The organism is Chitinophagales bacterium (assembly GCA_017303415.1).
In the GTDB taxonomy this organism is placed as follows: domain Bacteria; phylum Bacteroidota; class Bacteroidia; order Chitinophagales; family Chitinophagaceae; genus SpSt-398.
The window spans coordinates 1,313,622-1,331,300 of record JAFLBJ010000001.1 but is presented as its reverse complement, the minus strand read 5'-3'; the positions used below and the strand labels follow the sequence as shown (position 1 = coordinate 1,331,300).

Sequence of the window (17,679 nt, the reverse complement as noted above, 5' to 3'; positions counted from 1 at the left end):
CAAACCCTGTCCAGCATAATATTTGTATTGTAATACAATATTTTAGTCTCGCTGGCCGTTAAATCTGTTCCAAAACCTGGGTTTTGGTGAAAAACAAATATTGATCACATGAAAGTGAAAAGCTTATTAATCCTATTATCCTCAGCCGTTTTGCTGGTTTCCTGTAAGGGAAAGGGACTTTTTGGAAAAAAGAAGTACGAAAAGTCGGAAGTAACAGGCTGGAACTACAATGACAAGAAAATGGGTGGTTACCAGGTCGCAAAATCCCGTGAACAGGGATTAGGGCCCGGCCTCGTATTCGTGCCTGGTGGAACCTTCACCATGGGACAAACCGAGGAAGATGTGATGTCCGATTACAACAACGTACCCCGTCGTGTAACCGTGACCTCCTTCTACATCGACCGCACCGAAGTAGCCAACGTACACTACCGCGAGTACATCCATTGGTTGAACCGCGTGTTCGACCCCCAGGCTGATCCTGCTTACCAGCAGATCGTGGATGCTGCCCTGCCGGATACCCTGGTATGGCGCTCGGAGTTGAGCTATAATGAACCCCTGGTGGAATATTATTTCCGTCACCCCTCCTTTAATGAATACCCTGTAGTGGGTGTAACCTGGAGACAAGCCTATGATTTCTGTCTCTGGCGTAGTGACCGGGTGAATGAAGGTGTCCTGATGAACAAGGGCTACCTCAACAGCCAGACCATCCAGGCCCAACAAGGTCAGGATAACTTTACGACCAAATCCTACCTGCTTGGATTGTACACCAACGTACAGCCGGGTAAGGTGGCGAAAAAAGATAAACTTCAGTCTCCCATGGGTACACCCCGTACTACGGTGAGTTTTGAAGATGGTATTCTTCTCCCCGACTATCGCCTGCCCTTCGAGGCAGAGTGGGAATATGCAGCCTACGGATATGTTGGCCAGAACCCCCGCCCCAGCCCGAAAGAAGGAAAGCGTGGTGAGGAGTTGATCATGAACAAACAAATTTACCCCTGGAGCCAAAATGTAAACGGATTGCGTGATACACGCCGTGGTTCCTGGCAAGGTGCTTTCCTCGCCAACTTCAAAAGAGGAAATGGTGACTACGCTGGTGTAGCTGGTGGTCTGAACGACGATGCCATCTATACCGCCCCGGTCAAAGCCTTCTTCCCGAATAATTTTGGCCTGTATAACATGGCCGGTAACGTGAGCGAGTGGGTAATGGACGTTTATCGTCCTGTAACCTGGGACTATGATGATGTAGCCTCCTTCCGTGGTAACAAATTTGATAAACTCTATATCGCCGATTCTACTTCGTCTGATCCTACTACCCGGTATGAACTGGATAGCCTGGGTCGTGTGAAGAAATCATTTGTAACCGATGCCGAGAGCCGTAGCCGCCGTAACTACCAGCGTGGTAATGTGATCAACTTCCTGGATGGTGACTCCCTCTCACAAGCATCTTATGGTTATGGTCAAACAACCCTGATCAGCGATAAATCAAGAGTGTTCAAAGGTGGTAGCTGGAATGACATGGCCTACTGGCTGAGCCCCGGCGCCCGTCGCTTCATGGAAGAAGATCAAGCCAGCTCTACTGTAGGTTTCCGTTGCGCCATGGACCGCATGGGTAGCACCGAAGGAAATGGTCGCAAGACCGGACAGTGGTGGAAAAGCCGCAAACAAAAACGCTAATAAGCTTTCACGTCAATGATAAACGAAGCCCCGGATTTTTCCGGGGCTTTTTTTATACTTTACTTTGTACCATGACCATTCCGGAATTGTATCAACTTTTTCTCGCACACCCCTCCGTGCAAACCGATACCCGCAAACTTCAACCGGGTGATATCTTCTTTGCATTAAAAGGACCCAGTTTCAATGGCAATGCTTTTGCCAAACTGGCAATTGATAGCGGCGCGGCCTATGCCGTGATCGATGAAAAAGAATTTGAGATCCCGGGCAGGACGGTCCTTGTGCAGGATGTATTGACGACGTTACAAGAACTGGCCAGGCATCACCGCCTTCAATTTCCAACCATTCCATTTTTGGCCATTACTGGCAGCAATGGTAAGACAACGACCAAGGAATTGATCCATGCCGTTCTTTCCACCACCTTCAAAACCTATACAACCGAAGGCAACCTGAATAATCATATCGGTGTACCACTCACGCTGCTGAAGGTTCGTACCAATGCCGAGATGGTTATCATTGAAATGGGCGCCAATCACCAAAAAGAAATTGCCGGCTATTGCACCTATGCTTTGCCCACTCATGGGTTGATCACAAATTGCGGCAAGGCCCACCTTGAGGGTTTTGGAGGTGTGGAAGGTGTGCGAAAAGGTAAAGGCGAACTCTTTGACCATTTACGCGCCCATGATGGTACAGCGTTTATCATGGAAGATTATGATTATCTGCACACGATGAGCCAGGGAATAAAAGAAGTGTTTCACTATGGCACTCACCAAGGTGACCTGACTGGTGAAATTGTGAAGAGTGAACCCTTTGCCGAAGTGTTGATTACCAAGGGGGCAAATACGGGACTGATTCAAACACAATTGGTAGGTGATTATAACCTTCCAAATATTCTGGCCGCGGTTGCAGTGGGAAAATATTTTCAGGTTGCTGATGAAAAGATAAAACAGGCCATTGAAAATTATACCCCATCCAATAGCCGATCACAATTGGTGAAAAAAGGTTCTAATTCGATCATCCTGGATGCATACAATGCCAACCCGAGTAGCATGAAACTGGCTATAGAGAATTTTGCCCGTTCCTACACCGGCAAAAAGATTCTACTACTGGGCGCCATGGCAGAATTAGGTGATGAAAGTCTGCAGGAACACCAGGCCATCATTGACCTGATAAAAAAGTATGCATGGGAGAACGTGGTCTTAGTGGGTGGTGATTTTGCCAAACTGCCTCACCCCTATCTCCAATTTGCAAATGCGAAAGAAGTCGGGGAATGGTTAAAGGAAAATCCGGTGGAAGATGCTCATTTACTGGTGAAGGGCAGCCGGTCCATGAGAATGGAAGAGGCGATCTGAATAGGATTTTTGCTGCTATTACGGTAAGAAATATTCAATACCTTTAAAGCTCCAAAAACGAAAAACACCTTTTGACTGCCCGTCTCCTTAAAACGCTCCTGTTTTTTGCCCTGGGATTATGTTTGTTTCAACCCCTGGCGGCGCAGCTAACCGTAAACCCCAATACAGACCCCATTTCGCTGGCCCGGATCATGACCGGATATGGCGTACAGGTATTTAATGCGCAATTCACCGGAGGAAAATTTTCAGCAGGTAGTTTTCAAAACAGCAATAATAACCTGGCGCTGGATAGTGGAATCATTCTCACCAATGGCGTAGCCCGATCGCAAGGTTTGCAGACAGGAGCCGACGGATTCTCCAACCAGATCGCTTCGAATGGATTAGGATTAGCCGGCGATGCGATGCTCGAAGACCTGATCAACAATGTAGCCGAAACCAACGATGCCTGTGTACTGGAATTTGATTTTATCCCGGCAGGTGATTCGGTCAGTTTCAAATTCGTTTTTGCTTCTGAAGAATACCCGGATTATAACTGCACTCCTTTTAGTGATCTGTTTGCATTTGTGATCACCGGTCCGGGTTTTCCCCGTGGACAAAATCTGGCCCTCGTGCCCGGTACCCAGGTTCCGGTAGCAATTAATAGTATCAATAATGGAACACCTGGCCCCAGTGGACAATTAAGTTTCTGCCAAATGCTTGGACCGGGTTCACCATTCCGAAATCTATATGTTGACAATAGCAATGCGAACATTACGTACAATGGTATGACCGTCACCTTGAATGCCGGTATAAAGGTCACGCCTTGCGTCACCTATCACCTCAAACTCGCCATTGCTGATCTTTCAGACGATATCATGGATTCGGGTGTCTTTATTCAGGCGAATAGTTTTAACTCAACCTTTGCCCGATTTGAATACAATGGGAACCGCGACGCCAACAACAGACCCTATCTCGTGGAAGGTTGTGATAATGGCTCACTGCTTAAGATCCTGTATTCCTCCAAAGTACCTGCTCCCACAGCGGTTCGCCTGAGTTTTTTTGGTAGCACTGCTGATCCGGAAATGGATGTGAATCCGCCATTATGGGAATTTCAAACCTTTGCGGCCAATGATTCGATCATCAGTCTTCCCTTATCAGCCATTCAGGATAACCTCCCGGAAGGAATAGAGAAACTTGTGATCAAAGTAGCCCCGATGATCTGTGGCAATGGTTTCGACACAGACAGTATTGAGATCGATATCCGTGAATTTCTGGAACTGACCATCAACCCACCCAACCCGGTAGTTTGTGAAGGCAATTCCATTCAATTAACCGCCAATCAACCCGGGTTATCCAATTTTAATTGGTCACCGCGCGATTATCTCAGTGGGTTCACCATTTCAAACCCCCTTTGTACACCACTGGATACCATCACCTATACAGTTACCGGAGAATTCTCACCCGGTTGTCGTGCCCAGGGTTCTGTATTTGTAGATATAAAAAGTGCTGCTTCCCTCTCCCTTGCTAAAACAGATATCGGTTGTATACCAAACAGCGGAACCATCACGGTACTCGCCAGCAGTGCCTGGGTCAACCCGGAATTCTCCATAAACGGATCGCCCTTTTCACCAGGTAATCAATTTACCGGACTTGCTCCCGGACATTATATCATTGATGTACGTGATGCCACAGGATGTATTGCACAAAAAGACATCACGCTTGTGCAATTACCCGCGTTGCAAATTACCGCAGATATTAATCGATCGGCTTCCTGTCTTGGAGAAGATGGGGAGATCAAAATCAGTGGAAGTGGTGGGCAGGCTCCTTATCTTTATTCAATTGATGGAGTAAACTTTATTGCCAGTTCCATTTTTACCATTACCGGTGGCGCGCAGACTGCTTATGTCCGAGATGCTTTGAATTGTATATCCAGTTTGGCCATCACCATTCCAACAGATCCACCGCTGGTAGTAAATGCAGCGATAACACCTGATTCCTGTCGTGGTCAAGCTGACGGAACGATCTTACTCAGCGCCTCCGGCGGAACCGGACAATTCAGTTATACTATCGATGGAGGCACACCCCAAAGTTCTTCCCTGTTTCCCGCTGTGGCAGGACAACATAATATAACGGTAGAGGATAACCGGGGTTGTAGAAATTCGTTGAACGTTACTGTCCCACTTATTAATAATTTATTTCTTGATCCGGGGGCTGACACATTGGTTTGTGAAGGCACATCCGTTCGCATGCGCGCAGTTACCAATGCCACCAGTTTTCAATGGGATCCGCCAACAGGATTAGACAACCCGTTTATTTTAAATCCTTCCGCCTCTCCGTTGAGTACAACTACTTATACCCTCACGGCAGAAAGCGGACTTTGCCAGATACAGGATGCGTTGACCATCACATTTATACGGGCACCAGTGACACAAGCCGGTCCCGACCAGGTGATCTGTAACGAAGGAGAAACAACCATCAGTGGTACAGGTAATGGTTTGTTGACCTGGCAACCTGAATATCTGTTTGCAAACCCCGCACAACCTACCCAACTGGTAAAGCCCGCCCAAACCACTACTTATTGGCTTCAGGCGGTGAATGAACTCGGATGCCGTTCAGTGCGTCCTGACTCTGTAACGATCACCGTTCTCCCACCTCTTACTGTCAGTGCCGGACCGGATACCATTGCGGCCATTGGCCAGACCATACAATTAAGAGGACGAGGTAGCGATCCGGGTGATCAATTTCTATGGACACCTGCCACGGGCCTTTCTGATCCTACCCTCGCAGAGCCGTTGGCAACGATCACCCAGGATATCATCTATTCCCTCCGGGTGACCAATGCTGCTGGTTGTACCGATACTGATACCGTCAAAATAAGGGCATTCAAAGGGCCTGAGATCTATGTTCCGAGTGCCTTCACCCCGAATGGCGATGGCAAGAATGATATCCTGCGTGCTCTCCCGGCAGGCGTTCAGCAATTCCTCTATTTCAGGGTTTATAACCGATGGGGGCAATTGGTATTTCAAACCCAGGATCACCGGATCGGATGGGATGGAAAGATCAATGGGCAGATACCTCCTACCGGTACCTTTGTTTGGGTAGCAGAAGGTATCGATTACCTGGGACAGCGAATGCTGCGCAAAGGGACGGTTGTACTTATTCGCTAGACGAATATTCGTATCAAAGTCCGTCAGACCTTTCTTAATTTTGTGATTCATCACTACCTTATTATGGACCTCAAGAAATACTTCCCCCAATTTGAACCTGAACTACTCGATATCATCGACAAGCAGGCTGTTGATAAGACATTTGCAGCGGGTGAAACCATCATGCGTACAGGTCAATATATAAAATCAACCATCCTGGTTATCACCGGGAGGATCAAAGTTTACCGCGAAAATGAAGATGGTGGTGAATTTTTAATGTATTACCTCGGACCAGGGGAGGCTTGCGCTGTATCCATGACCTGTGCCATCCAATCACGTACCAGCGAAGTTACGGCCCGTACCGAGGAAGAAACCGAAGTAATGATGATCCCCATCCAATTGATGGACGATCTGATGAATAAGTACAAAAGCTGGTATCAGTTCGTGGTGCAGACCTACCGCTCACGGTTTGATGAATTATTGACCGTGATTGACAATATCGCCTTTCGAAATATGGATGAACGCCTGGAGTTCTATATCAAACGTCATGTTAATGAGACCGGAAAGAAAATTGTCGAACTCTCTCACCAACAGATAGCAGATGACCTGCATACCTCCAGAGAGGTTATTTCACGGTTACTGAAGAAGATGGAACAACGAAATTTAGTTAAGCTGCATAGAAATATGGTCGAATACCTGAGTTAAAGCACCGCAGGGAAAAGGAAAAATTAGAATGGTTGTATTCAGCGTATTTAAATAAGGAGTATTATCTACTCCTTGGTTGAAGGTTCCTTTTCTTCCTTACTGATCAACCGCTCATCTATGACCTGTTTGAACACTTTCTTGGGGAAAGCGCCAGGCTGCATCATGGGTTGCCCATCTACAGGAATAAAAAGAAAAGTAGGAATGCTCTGAATACCAAATACTGCAGAGAGTTCCATCTCCGCTTCTGTATCTACTTTATAAATAACCAGATCACCTTCATATTCGTCGCTCAATTCCTCTAATACCGGAGCTACCATTTTGCAGGGACCGCACCAGTCGGCATAGAAGTCAATGATCGCGGGTTTATCCCCTTTGTATTTCCATTCCTGTTCCGTGGTATAGTCAAATACTTTGTCTTTAAAATCCTGGGTTGTGAGCCTTACTGTAGCCATATTGAATGTTTGAACAACAAATTTACGAAAAGCCGGACACCCGGGTCGGTGATATAGGTCACCTGAGAGATTTACCGCAGAGAACAGGAGAACACAGTAAAAAAATCTAAAGCTCCGTATTCTGTTTCACAAACTGGGTCCTTTCCAAACCGGTCTTACTCAACTCCTTGTACCCACCTTTGATATTTACCAGGTTATGGAAGCCACGTGCTTTCAATATGGAGGTAGCAATCACGGAACGATAGCCCCCGGCGCAATGGATATAGTATTTCTTTTCTTTATCCAGCTCAGCCATGTGGTGATTGATAAAATCGAGGGGGAAGTTTTCCGCGCCTACCAGGTGCTCCGTATCATACTCACTTTTGCGGCGCACATCCAGCAGATGAATATGTTCCTTTTCGGAAGCGTATTTTTTTGCGAAATCTTCCGGTGATATCTCTACGATGATATCGGTTTCTTCGCCGGCTTCTTTCCAGGCTTCCACACCCCCTTTCAGGTAACCCTGGGTATTGTCGTATCCAACACGGGAGAGACGGATAACGGCTTCTTCTTCTTTTCCTTCATCGGTGATCAGTAAGATCGGTTGTTTCAGATCGGTGATCAACGTGCCGGCCCAGGGGGCAAACATATCATCAAGGCCAATAAAGATCGATCCGGGAATATGACCGCGTGAAAATGCATCCTTGTTCCGTGTATCCAATACCAGTGCCTCCAGACTTTCCCAAACGGTTTGAAATTCCTTCACATTCAAAGGGCGGTTACCATGCGCGATCACCTCATCTACGGGTTGGTATCCGGTGATATTCATGATCACATTCTGAGGAAAATACTGTGGTGGTTCCACCAGACCATCAGTTACCGCTTTGATAAACTCTTCCTTTGTCATATCAGCCCGAAGGGCATAATTGAATAATTTCTGATGTCCCAGAGTATCCACGGTCTCCTTGCTCATGCTTTTTCCGCAGGCACTGCCGGCACCATGACCGGGGTAAACAATCACTTCATCAGCGAGGGGCATGATCTTGTTCCGAAGAGAATCATACAAATGACCTCCCAAAATTTGCGGTGTGATCTCCGCCTTTACTTTTTGTACCAGGTCAGGACGTCCCACATCTCCAATAAACAATGTATCACCCGTGAAGATCGCATGATCCTTTCCGTTTTCATCCACAAGCAGATAGGTAGTTGATTCCATGGTATGCCCGGGTGTATGTAATACTTTGATATATACATCTCCTAATTTTAGCATTTCCCCATCTTCCGCAATATGTGCTTCATAAGCAGGTTTTGCGGTAGGCCCAAAAACAATCTGGGCACCTGTCTTCCTTGCCAGGTCAATATGACCGGATACAAAATCGGCGTGGAAATGGGTTTCCAGCACGTATTTGATCTTTGCACCATTTTTCTCCGCCCTTTCGATATAGGGCTTTGATTCGCGCAGGGGATCAATGATAGCGGCTTCGCCTTTGCTTTCAATATAATAGGCAGCTTCGGCCAGGCAACCAGTGTAAATCTGTTCAACTTTCATAACAAGGGATGTTTTTTGTTTTAAAAATGCAAGCGCGTTTTCTTCGTGAGGCGTGAGAAGTGAGAAGTGAGAAGTGAATAGTGAATAGTGAATGGTCAATAGTGAATTGTGAGACCATGTTTTTATTTACTATTTTCTATTCACTATTCACTATTCACTCTCACAACTGACGTCTCACGCCTCACTTCTCACGCCTCACGTCTGACGTAAATTTCCCCCCTCGACCTCCGCAATTCTGTGCCTCGGGTTACAGAATTGACTGACATTCGTCAGCTCCCGACATGACCTGGATCAGTTTTTCGACCTATGTGATAAATATCACGACCAGGTCTTTTATTAAATCGTACCTGTGCATCCTAAACGAATGCCATATGTCAGCTTATCACCAGGTAGTTATCGTCGGAGGCGGAAATGCAGGCATTTCTGTAGCCTCTCAATTGCTTCGCAAGAACAAAAAACTGGATATCGCCATCATTGATCCGGCAGAGTATCATTATTACCAACCTGCCTGGACCTTAGTTGGTGGGGGTGCCTTTAATATTCTGAAAACACGCCGAACGGAAGCAGAGGTCATGCCCAAGGGAGTAACCTGGATCAAAGAAAAAGTAGAAAGTTTTCAGCCTGGAGAAAACGCGATTACGCTGGCCAATGGGCGTCCCATAAAATATGATTTTCTGGTGGTGGCTCCCGGTATCCAGCTTAACTGGGATGAGATAAAAGGATTGAAGGAAACATTGGGCAGGAACAATGTATGTTCTAATTATAGTTTTGAACACGCTCCTTATACATTTGAAACCTTAAAACAGTTTAAAGGAGGAAAAGCCATTTTCCATAACCCGCAGACCCCGGTAAAATGCGGAGGGGCTCCACATAAAATCATGTACCTGGCGGCTGATTATTTCAGAAGGCATGGCGTATTGGCAAAGGCCGATATACAATACTGGAGCGGCGCTGCCAAACTCTTTGCCGTACCTAAATACGAAGCCACCTTACTGAAGGTTTGTGAAAGAGCCAATATAAAATTGAACTTCATGGTCAAGCTGGTGGAGATCGATGGTCCTGGTAAAAAAGCAAAATTTGTGGGTATAGGAGAAGATAATAAGGATAAAGAATATTGGGTTGAATTTGACATGATCCATGTAACACCTCCGCAAAGCGCCCCCGATTTTGTACGGAACAGTCCATTGGTAAATGAAACAGGCTGGGTGGATGTAGATAAAAATACATTGCAACATAACCGCTTCCCGGCCATCTACTCACTGGGGGATGTGGCCGGCTTGCCCATTAGTAAAACAGGAGCCGCCATACGCAAACAGGCACCTGTATTGGTCGAAAACCTGCTCGCCGCGATTCAGGGCCAGGAACCCACAGCCAGGTACACGGGTTATACCAGTTGTCCGTTGGTAACAGGTTATGGCAAATTGGTATTGGCTGAATTTGATTATGATAATAATCCTATGGAAACCTTCCCCTTTGATCAGAGCAAGGAACGTTGGAGCATGTATTTTTTGAAGAAAAAGGTGCTGCCATGGTTGTATTGGAATAAGATACTGGCGGGAAAGGCGTGAGGAGGGTGAGGGATGTTGGAGAACAGATGACAGATGACAGATGACGGAGGTCGGCTGTCATCTGTCATCTGTCCTCCAACATCCTACACCCATCCTCCAATCCCAAAATTCCCTACCTTCCCCTCACAATTAAACGATATGAAAAGACTTCCCTTTCTGCTGTTACTTCTTATTTCCATCTCTCTATTCGCTCAGGAAAAGAAGCACCGCATTGTTTATGACCTTGTTAGTGCCGATACAGCAGATTATAGTGCTGTGGTCAGGCAGTTCAATAATATCCTGAAAGTTTCCCCTGAGGCGGAACTGGAAGTCGTTTGCCACGGACCTGCACTGAATATGCTCATAAAGGACAAAAGCAATGTTGCCGATGGCATGGAATCGCTGCGTTTGCGGGGCAAAGTGAGTTTCAAAGCCTGCGCCAACTCCATGCGTCGTATGAAGGTGGAGGCATCCCAATTACTTCCGTTGGCCGATATCGTCCCGGTGGCGATTCTTGAACTGGCGGAAAGGCAGATGGATGGGTGGAGCTATATTAAGGCCGGGCATTGACCTTGATTTTTAAGATCTAAGGTATTCCCGGATGGATAAAGGAAAGAAGCGTGATTGTTATCACTGGCGGGGCCTTTTCAATGATTGATCTTTGTGGAAATAATTAAAGAAAATGAGTATTAAAGAGATCGTTCAAAAGAAATCGGGCACTATCATTGATGTCCGCAGTCCTGGTGAACTGGCTGAAGGTTTTATCCCCGGTTCCGTCAATATTCCTGTTTCCGAGATCCCCTATCGAATCGACGAGATCAAGAAGATGCAGGGACCCCTGGTTTTTTATTGCCGCAGTGGCAGCCGTAGTGGCATGGCGCTGATGATGGTGCAATCGGCTGGTATCAAGACCGAAATGCACAATGGCGGCGGGTACTTTGACATGGTCAACCACCTTAATTAAACCCATGCTGAAATACATCACGTCCGGGTGGACCTTGTTAAAATTCGTGCGGGTAGGTCTGGGTTTATTAATTTTGTTCTCCGGAATCGAGGCCGGTAGCGCGGGAAATATCTTCCTGGGCTCCCTTTTCACACTGCTGGCCGTTGTATCACCCGGAACCTGTTGTGTGGGAGGGAGTTGTTATAGCGCACCGGCTGCCGATCCGAAAAACGCAAAACAAGACACTGAATTGATCGAATATGAAGAACTGGCTTCTAAATAATAAACTTCTTATCGCTGGTATTGCAGTAGGCGCGATAGGCGGGTATTTTTACTGGCAACAGGTAGGTTGTAATAGTGGTACCTGCCTCATCACGTCCAAATGGCAGAATAGTACCGTCTATGGCGCGGTGATGGGTGGCTTGCTGTTCAGTATTTTCAAAAAAGAGGAAAAGCATGGAGACGCAAAAAAAGGAGAGCTTTAATGATCTCATCCAGGGAGATATCCCTGTGTTGGTCGATTTTACGGCGGCCTGGTGTGGCCCATGCAAAATGATGAAGCCCATTTTGGAGGAATTACATGACCGCATGGGTGATGCCATTCGCATCATCAAAGTGGATATTGATCGCAATCAAAATGCAGCCATGGCTTTTCAGGTACAAAGTGTACCAACCCTGATCTTATTTAAGAACGGAAATCAACTTTGGCGCCAGTCCGGCGTGGTGCAGACAGGTCCCCTGGAACGCACCATTCGGGCAGTGGCCCATCTCTGAAACGAAACTGACATGTCGAATTCACAGTCCTCCAGAGGCTACCTCGCTTCTACCCTTACTTGTCGTTGCCCCCGCTGTCGCGAAGGAAAACTTTTTAAGCATCCCCTTAAGCTGAAATGGAAAGGCAATCTCGAAATGAATGAACATTGCCCTGTATGCGGACAACTCACTGAAATAGAAACCGGATTCTACTATGGCACCGCCTACGTCAGTTATGCGCTTACTGTTGCCTTGAGCGTTTCCACCCTCGTGGCCTGGTGGGTCATCATTGGACTATCAGCGCAGGATAAGCGATTCTTTGCCTGGATGGGTTTTAATGCCGTTTTCCTCATCCTTCTCCAGCCCTGGATCATGCGATTATCGCGAAGCATCTGGATCTCCTGGTTTGTAAAGTATGATCCTTTATGGCAGGCTAACAGATAATGAAAATTATAAATTCCCCATTGCCCGGTCTAAATGGACGTATCCTCCATCCACATGGATCAATTGCCCGGTAGTATGACTGGATAATGGTGATAGCAAAAAGACAGTCATATTCGCTATTTCCTCAGCGGTTGTAAATCGTTTTTCGAAAGGTATCTTATCAACAATCTTTTTTAGTTTCTCTTCTCCGTCAGGAAGACCCTTGATCCATTTATCATAGAGAGGAGTATAACATTCGGCCACGATAACTGCATTGACACGAATGGAATACTTCGCCAATTCAACCGCCCATTCACGCGTAAGAGCATTGCGGCCACCATTGGCCGCGGCATAGGCAGAAGTACCCCCTTGTCCGGTTTCGGCTGTTTTCGAACTGATGTTGACAATACTGCCTTTTGATTTCTTCAATGCAGGAAGGGCGAAATGCGCCAACAGGTAATAATGCACCAGGTTCTTATGCAGGCTTTCCATAAACCGGGGATAGTCCCCATGCTCCAGCCCAACCCCATCATTTACTCCGGCATTGTTCACTAATCCGTCGATGTGCCGATGGTGCTTCAATATATCTGCAATAACTGATTCACATTGCATGGGATCTGATAGTTCAGCAGTCACAGCACTCCCTTTCATTCCCAGCAATTCCAACTCCTGCAGCACGAGGCGATTGTCTGCCTCATTTCTTCCTATGATCACCGGAAACGCCCCTTCCTTCGCCAAGGCGAGAACAATACCCTTTCCGATTCCTTTGGCTCCGCCGGAAACTAAAATGATCTTATCCTTTATTTGCAAGTCCATGTCGTGAGATTTTTATAAACAATTCAACCGATAAAATGAGTTCACATTACCTCCCAATATTTTTGCCTGATCTTCAGGCGAAAGGGAGCTGTAGAATGTTTTTACAAAACCCAGCCATTTATCATAAGACGAGGCTACCAGGCATACCGGCCAATCACTGCCAAACATCAGCCTGTCGGGACCAAAAATTTCAGTCACCGCTTCCATATAAGGAATCAGGTCCTCGCTCTTCCAGTTTTCCCAATCAGCTTCCGTCACCATCCCGCTTATTTTGCAGTAAATATGTGGATGCTTGCTGAGTTCCTTCATTTTCTCCTTCCATTCCCTGATCTCCCCTTTTTTGATCAATGGTTTTGCGAGGTGATCCACTACAAATCGTTGTTCCGGGAAATGACCGACCATTTCTATGGCAGCGTCCAGGTGGTGAGGAAAAATCAGTAGGTCATACGCTAAATCAAATTTCTGTAATAAACCAATCCCCCGCAGAAAAGCCGGGTCAAGCATAAAGGAAGGTTCTTCGTTTTGCAACACATGCCGAAAGCCTTTGAGTTTGGGAAAAGAGGAATAGTAACTCAACCTGTCATCCAACTCTTCCCCGCGAAGATCCACCCATCCAACTACACCCTTTATGAAGTCATGCGTTTTTGCAAAAGCCAATAACATATCAGTTTCAGCTTCTGACTGATCAGCCTGAACGGCTACACAAGCGTGGACCCCATTCTTCGCATATACTTCTTCTAAATCCTTTGGTTGAAAATCCCTACGGATCACCTTCATATCCTCTCCGATCCAGTCATGCCTGACAGGGTCATATTTCCAAAAATGCTGATGGGCATCGACGATCATCATTCTTTTAAGTGTTGAGATCAAATATTTTATCCATCAATATCCATTTCTCCCCCGGGGCAGAACCCGGCAGGGCTTGTTGATACTTCCACATTAATTCTTCCCATTCATTTACTTTTTCATTGGCTTTGTCCATGGCCGATTTTCTTTCGAAAGAAAAATCATCAGTTGTTTCCATGATCATGAATAGACGATTACCCCATCGGTATATTTCCATACCCATGATACCCGCATCCCGGATGGAAGCAAGTATTTCTGGCCATACCGCAGCATGCCAGGCTTCGTATTCAGCAATCAATGCCGGGTCATTTTTAAGATCCAGGGCCAAACAATATCGTTTCATAAAAGAAGGTAATTTTTATACAGCTACAATTCGATCATCGCTTTTATCACTCCATTGGCCGGATTCAGCCAATCACCAAAACAAGTTCCAACTTCCTCAAACTTCGCTCTGTGGGTGATATAGGCTTTTGTCCTGAACTTTTTTTCTTTCAGAAACCTCAGCACCTCTTCGAAATCCTCCCGCGTAGCATTTCGGCTACTCATCAACGTGGCTTCCCGTTTATGAAACTCGGGATGACTGAATATGATTTCTTCCTTCTGCAATCCTACCAGTACAAACCTGCCGCCATGACCCATGTAAGGAAAAGCTCCATTGATGGCCTTTCGATTTCCGCTGGCATCAAAGACCACATCCGGCATGGCGGTTTCGGTGATCTCATCCAGATAGGCATTCATATCCTGCCTGATTGGGTTAACGGTAAATTCCACGCCGATTTCATTACGACAGTAATTCAATCGGTCTTCATTCACATCCGCCGCAATCACCCGGGCCCCGGCCCTGCGGGCAAATTCCATGACCCCGATCCCAATTGGGCCTGCACCAATTACCAGCGCAAAATCTCCCTTTTGCAAACCTGACCTCCTTACGGCGTGCGCTCCAATGGCCAATGGTTCTACAAGCGCCAATGTATCAAAATCCAATTCGGGTTCAACAATGAGATTCTCAATGGGCACCGAAATATAAGGTTTCATTCCTCCATCTATATGTACGCCAAAAACACGGATGGATTGGCAACAATTGGTTAACCCTTTTTTGCACGCAGCACATTTACCACAGTGAAAATAGGGGATCAGGCAAACAGGATCACCCGACTTCACTCCTATTCCCGGCTCTACCGAAGCCACCACGCCTGATAATTCATGCCCCAATACCCGGGGATAGGTAAAGTATGGTTGGGTGCCTTCAAAAGCATGAAGGTCTGTGCCACAAACGCCTATCCGGTTTACTTTGACAATCGCATGCCCTGGCATAGCCGATGGCTCTTCCATTTCCATATACCTGAATTCACCAGGCTCCGTGCAAATCAAAATGTTCATAAGGCAAATACTAATATTTTTCTCGATTGATTATCCCAAATCAGCAGAGTGAGTTCCAGCCCGATACCCCTTCCAGCCAAATATCAGCACCACCAAAAAACAGATAAAGGGTATAATATATCCCAACTGAATATTTCCGGTGTAGTCACTTATCTGACCAAAGAACCGTGGCATCACCGCACCACCCACAATAGCCATGATGATCAGGCTGCTTCCAAATTCGGTATCGGCCTTCAGGTTTTTGATCCCCAATGAAAAGATCGTAGGAAACATGATCGACATGAAAAAGCATATCCCTATGACGGCATATACGGTGATCATACCCGTTGCCCAAATGGCCACCAAACTCAAAGCCATGCTGGCCGCTGCATATACCGCAAGCAAGGTGGGAGGGGAGATATACCGCATAAGAAAAGTGCCCAGAAAGCGTCCGATCAGAAAGGCTATTCCACAAGCCCCCAGGTAGTCGGCAGCAGTTACCTGGTCTAAGGAAGCTGATTTTTCTGCATATAAAATAAACAAACTGAAAACAGAAACCTGTGCCCCCACATAAAAGAACTGCGCGGCTACGGCCCAGGCAAGGTGTTTGTGTTTAAGCGCATGAAAGATACTTTTGCTTGAGGCATGGCCTGCACCAGTATTCAGTTTTGGTAAATGAACAAATGCAAACAGGATCGCCACCAATACCAATACCAGTCCTAATATCAGATAGGGCATTTTTACAGATGCCGCCTCAGAAGCCAGCGCCATTTCTCGCGCTGTTTCAGTCATCGCATTTAGCTCGACATCTGTATGGCCTTTGGTTAAAATGATCCGTGCACCAATCACCGGTGCCAGGGCTGCAGCCAGGCCATTGAAGGATTGAGCAAAATTGAGGCGTTGTGTGGAGGTTTTAGGATCACCCAGGGCCGCGGCATAGGGATTGGCAGCTGTTTCAAGAATGGTAAGCCCACAGGCAATGATAAATAAGGCAACGAGAAAATAAGTATAGGATTGCTGATCTGCCGCCGGGAGGAACATAAAAGAACCTGCCGCAAAAAGTCCAAGCCCTGCAATGATCCCGGTTTTATATCCAAACCGCTTCATGATAAACCCGGCTGGTAAAGCCATGACAAAATAAGCGATGAAAACGGCTGAATCGATCAAGGTGGATTGCGTGGTGGTCAACGTGAACGAACGCTTCAGGTGTGGGATTAAAATGGGATCGAGATTGTGTACAAAGCCCCACAAAAAGAAGAGGCAGGTGACCAGGATGAACGGGATCAGGTATTTGTTGGTTGGTTGCATAAGCTATTTTGAAAAAGCAATAACGGTCTGTTTGGAACTGCCCAATCCATCTATCCCGAGTTCCATCACATCCCCCGGTTTCAGGTACTGTGGTGGCTTCATGCCTAAGCCTACACCGGCAGGCGTACCCGTAGAGATAATATCTCCCGGTAACAAGGTCATGAATTGGCTAACGTAAGCGACCAGAAAGGGCACACCAAATATCAGGTTGGCCGTTGTGCCATGCTGAACCTGCTGTCCATTTACCGATAACCAGAGTGGCAGATTATGTACATCAGCGATCTCTTCTTTAGTCACCAACCAGGGGCCGATCGGCGCAAACGTATCACAGCCCTTTCCTTTATCCCAGGTTCCTCCACGCTCCAACTGAAATTCACGCTCACTAATATCATTGTGCAACACGTAGCCTGCCACATATTCCATGGCCTCGCTCTCACTTACATAACTTGCCTTTTTCCCGATCACCAGGGCCAGTTCCACTTCCCAATCGGTCTTTACTGAATCACGCGGAATCATTACCGGGTCATTGGGACCAGTGATCGCTGTAGTGGATTTTAAAAAAATAACTGGTTCGTTAGGGGGTGTAGCGCCAGTCTCTTTGGCATGATCTGAATAATTGAGTCCGATGCATACGATCTTTGAAGGCCGATGAACCGGGCAACCCAGACGACTAACAGATACTTCCGATAGTTTCCTTTCCTGTAAAAGTGTTTGTAATTTTTCCACGCCGTTGTTGGCAAAAAATGATTCATTGTAGTCGGGAAAGAAATCAGAGGCATCAAAATAAGTATCCTGTGCAAAAATGCCGGGCTTCTCTTTTCCTGGTTCGCCAAATCGAATCAATTTCATAA

General features: G+C 46.5%; 19 protein-coding genes. 10 read left to right on the top strand and 9 right to left on the bottom strand.

Annotated features, from left to right (window positions below):
• The first annotated feature begins 108 nt into the window (after nucleotides 1-108).
• The 4 genes from J0M30_05815 to J0M30_05800 all read left to right on the top strand — a co-directional run bounded on the left by J0M30_05815 (nucleotide 109) and on the right by J0M30_05800 (nucleotide 6,853).
• Entirely contained in the window at nucleotides 109-1,674 is a 1,566-nt protein-coding gene (locus J0M30_05815) for an SUMF1/EgtB/PvdO family nonheme iron enzyme (protein ID MBN8667003.1), read from the top strand.
• Nucleotides 1,675-1,745: 71 nt separating this feature from the next.
• Nucleotides 1,746-3,023 (top strand): UDP-N-acetylmuramoyl-tripeptide--D-alanyl-D-alanine ligase, encoded by a 1,278-nt coding sequence (gene murF / locus J0M30_05810; protein ID MBN8667002.1) that lies wholly within the window; start codon nucleotides 1,746-1,748, stop codon nucleotides 3,021-3,023.
• Nucleotides 3,024-3,094: 71 nt separating this feature from the next.
• Nucleotides 3,095-6,169, top strand: coding sequence for a choice-of-anchor L domain-containing protein (locus tag J0M30_05805; GenBank protein ID MBN8667001.1), 3,075 nt, complete (start codon nucleotides 3,095-3,097; stop codon nucleotides 6,167-6,169).
• Nucleotides 6,170-6,232: 63 nt separating this feature from the next.
• Entirely contained in the window at nucleotides 6,233-6,853 is a 621-nt protein-coding gene (locus tag J0M30_05800; protein ID MBN8667000.1) for a Crp/Fnr family transcriptional regulator, read from the top strand.
• 65 nt (nucleotides 6,854-6,918) lie between these two features.
• Here J0M30_05800 and trxA (J0M30_05795) read toward each other — a convergent pair whose 3' ends face one another.
• Together trxA (J0M30_05795) and J0M30_05790 are read right to left on the bottom strand one after the other, a co-directional pair.
• The gene (gene trxA, locus J0M30_05795; protein MBN8666999.1) at nucleotides 6,919-7,305 is read right to left on the bottom strand and encodes a thioredoxin; all 387 of its coding nucleotides are present in this window, start codon (nucleotides 7,303-7,305) and stop codon (nucleotides 6,919-6,921) included.
• Nucleotides 7,306-7,411: 106 nt separating this feature from the next.
• Entirely contained in the window at nucleotides 7,412-8,833 is a 1,422-nt protein-coding gene (locus J0M30_05790; GenBank protein ID MBN8666998.1) for an MBL fold metallo-hydrolase, read from the bottom strand.
• A gap of 371 nt (nucleotides 8,834-9,204) precedes the next feature.
• On the opposite strand from J0M30_05790, the gene J0M30_05785 reads away from it, so the two are divergent.
• The 4 genes from J0M30_05785 to J0M30_05770 all read left to right on the top strand — a co-directional run bounded on the left by J0M30_05785 (nucleotide 9,205) and on the right by J0M30_05770 (nucleotide 11,606).
• On the top strand, nucleotides 9,205-10,401 hold the full coding sequence (locus J0M30_05785) for an NAD(P)/FAD-dependent oxidoreductase (protein MBN8666997.1): 1,197 nt from the start codon (nucleotides 9,205-9,207) through the stop codon (nucleotides 10,399-10,401).
• A 138-nt stretch (nucleotides 10,402-10,539) separates the two neighbouring features.
• On the top strand, nucleotides 10,540-10,950 hold the full coding sequence (locus J0M30_05780; GenBank protein ID MBN8666996.1) for a DsrE family protein: 411 nt from the start codon (nucleotides 10,540-10,542) through the stop codon (nucleotides 10,948-10,950).
• 112 nt (nucleotides 10,951-11,062) lie between these two features.
• Nucleotides 11,063-11,344: a rhodanese-like domain-containing protein gene (locus J0M30_05775; GenBank protein MBN8666995.1), complete on the top strand. Its 282-nt coding sequence runs from the start codon at nucleotides 11,063-11,065 to the stop codon at nucleotides 11,342-11,344.
• 4 nt (nucleotides 11,345-11,348) lie between these two features.
• A complete protein-coding gene (locus tag J0M30_05770) occupies nucleotides 11,349-11,606 on the top strand; it encodes a hypothetical protein (GenBank protein ID MBN8666994.1) in 258 nt (85 codons plus the stop codon).
• Here J0M30_05770 and J0M30_05765 read toward each other — a convergent pair.
• Nucleotides 11,599-11,781 (bottom strand): hypothetical protein, encoded by a 183-nt coding sequence (locus tag J0M30_05765; protein ID MBN8666993.1) that lies wholly within the window; start codon nucleotides 11,779-11,781, stop codon nucleotides 11,599-11,601. The genes J0M30_05770 and J0M30_05765 overlap by 8 nt on opposite strands.
• Here J0M30_05765 and trxA (J0M30_05760) point away from each other — a divergent pair.
• Together trxA (J0M30_05760) and J0M30_05755 are read left to right on the top strand one after the other, a co-directional pair.
• Entirely contained in the window at nucleotides 11,780-12,097 is a 318-nt protein-coding gene (gene trxA, locus J0M30_05760) for a thioredoxin (protein ID MBN8666992.1), read from the top strand. The genes J0M30_05765 and trxA (J0M30_05760) overlap by 2 nt on opposite strands.
• Nucleotides 12,098-12,109: 12 nt before the next feature.
• Nucleotides 12,110-12,520, top strand: a complete 411-nt coding sequence (locus J0M30_05755; protein MBN8666991.1) for a DUF983 domain-containing protein — start codon at nucleotides 12,110-12,112, stop codon at nucleotides 12,518-12,520.
• A 6-nt stretch (nucleotides 12,521-12,526) separates the two neighbouring features.
• Here the strand turns inward: J0M30_05755 and J0M30_05750 are convergent, their stop codons facing one another.
• Genes J0M30_05750 through J0M30_05725 form a run of 6 tightly spaced genes read right to left on the bottom strand, consistent with a single transcriptional unit; the run spans nucleotide 12,527 to nucleotide 17,677 of the window.
• The gene (locus tag J0M30_05750; GenBank protein ID MBN8666990.1) at nucleotides 12,527-13,315 is read right to left on the bottom strand and encodes an SDR family oxidoreductase; all 789 of its coding nucleotides are present in this window, start codon (nucleotides 13,313-13,315) and stop codon (nucleotides 12,527-12,529) included.
• A gap of 12 nt (nucleotides 13,316-13,327) precedes the next feature.
• The gene (locus J0M30_05745; protein ID MBN8666989.1) at nucleotides 13,328-14,161 is read right to left on the bottom strand and encodes an amidohydrolase family protein; all 834 of its coding nucleotides are present in this window, start codon (nucleotides 14,159-14,161) and stop codon (nucleotides 13,328-13,330) included.
• Nucleotides 14,162-14,168: 7 nt separating this feature from the next.
• Nucleotides 14,169-14,504, bottom strand: coding sequence for an L-rhamnose mutarotase (locus J0M30_05740; protein ID MBN8666988.1), 336 nt, complete (start codon nucleotides 14,502-14,504; stop codon nucleotides 14,169-14,171).
• Nucleotides 14,505-14,527: 23 nt separating this feature from the next.
• On the bottom strand, nucleotides 14,528-15,541 hold the full coding sequence (locus J0M30_05735; GenBank protein ID MBN8666987.1) for a zinc-binding alcohol dehydrogenase family protein: 1,014 nt from the start codon (nucleotides 15,539-15,541) through the stop codon (nucleotides 14,528-14,530).
• A gap of 30 nt (nucleotides 15,542-15,571) precedes the next feature.
• The gene (gene fucP / locus J0M30_05730; GenBank protein MBN8666986.1) at nucleotides 15,572-16,828 is read right to left on the bottom strand and encodes an L-fucose:H+ symporter permease; all 1,257 of its coding nucleotides are present in this window, start codon (nucleotides 16,826-16,828) and stop codon (nucleotides 15,572-15,574) included.
• Nucleotides 16,829-16,831: 3 nt separating this feature from the next.
• Complete coding sequence (locus tag J0M30_05725) at nucleotides 16,832-17,677, bottom strand: fumarylacetoacetate hydrolase family protein (protein ID MBN8666985.1); 846 nt, start codon at nucleotides 17,675-17,677, stop codon at nucleotides 16,832-16,834.
• Between the last annotated feature and the right edge of the window lie 2 nt (nucleotides 17,678-17,679).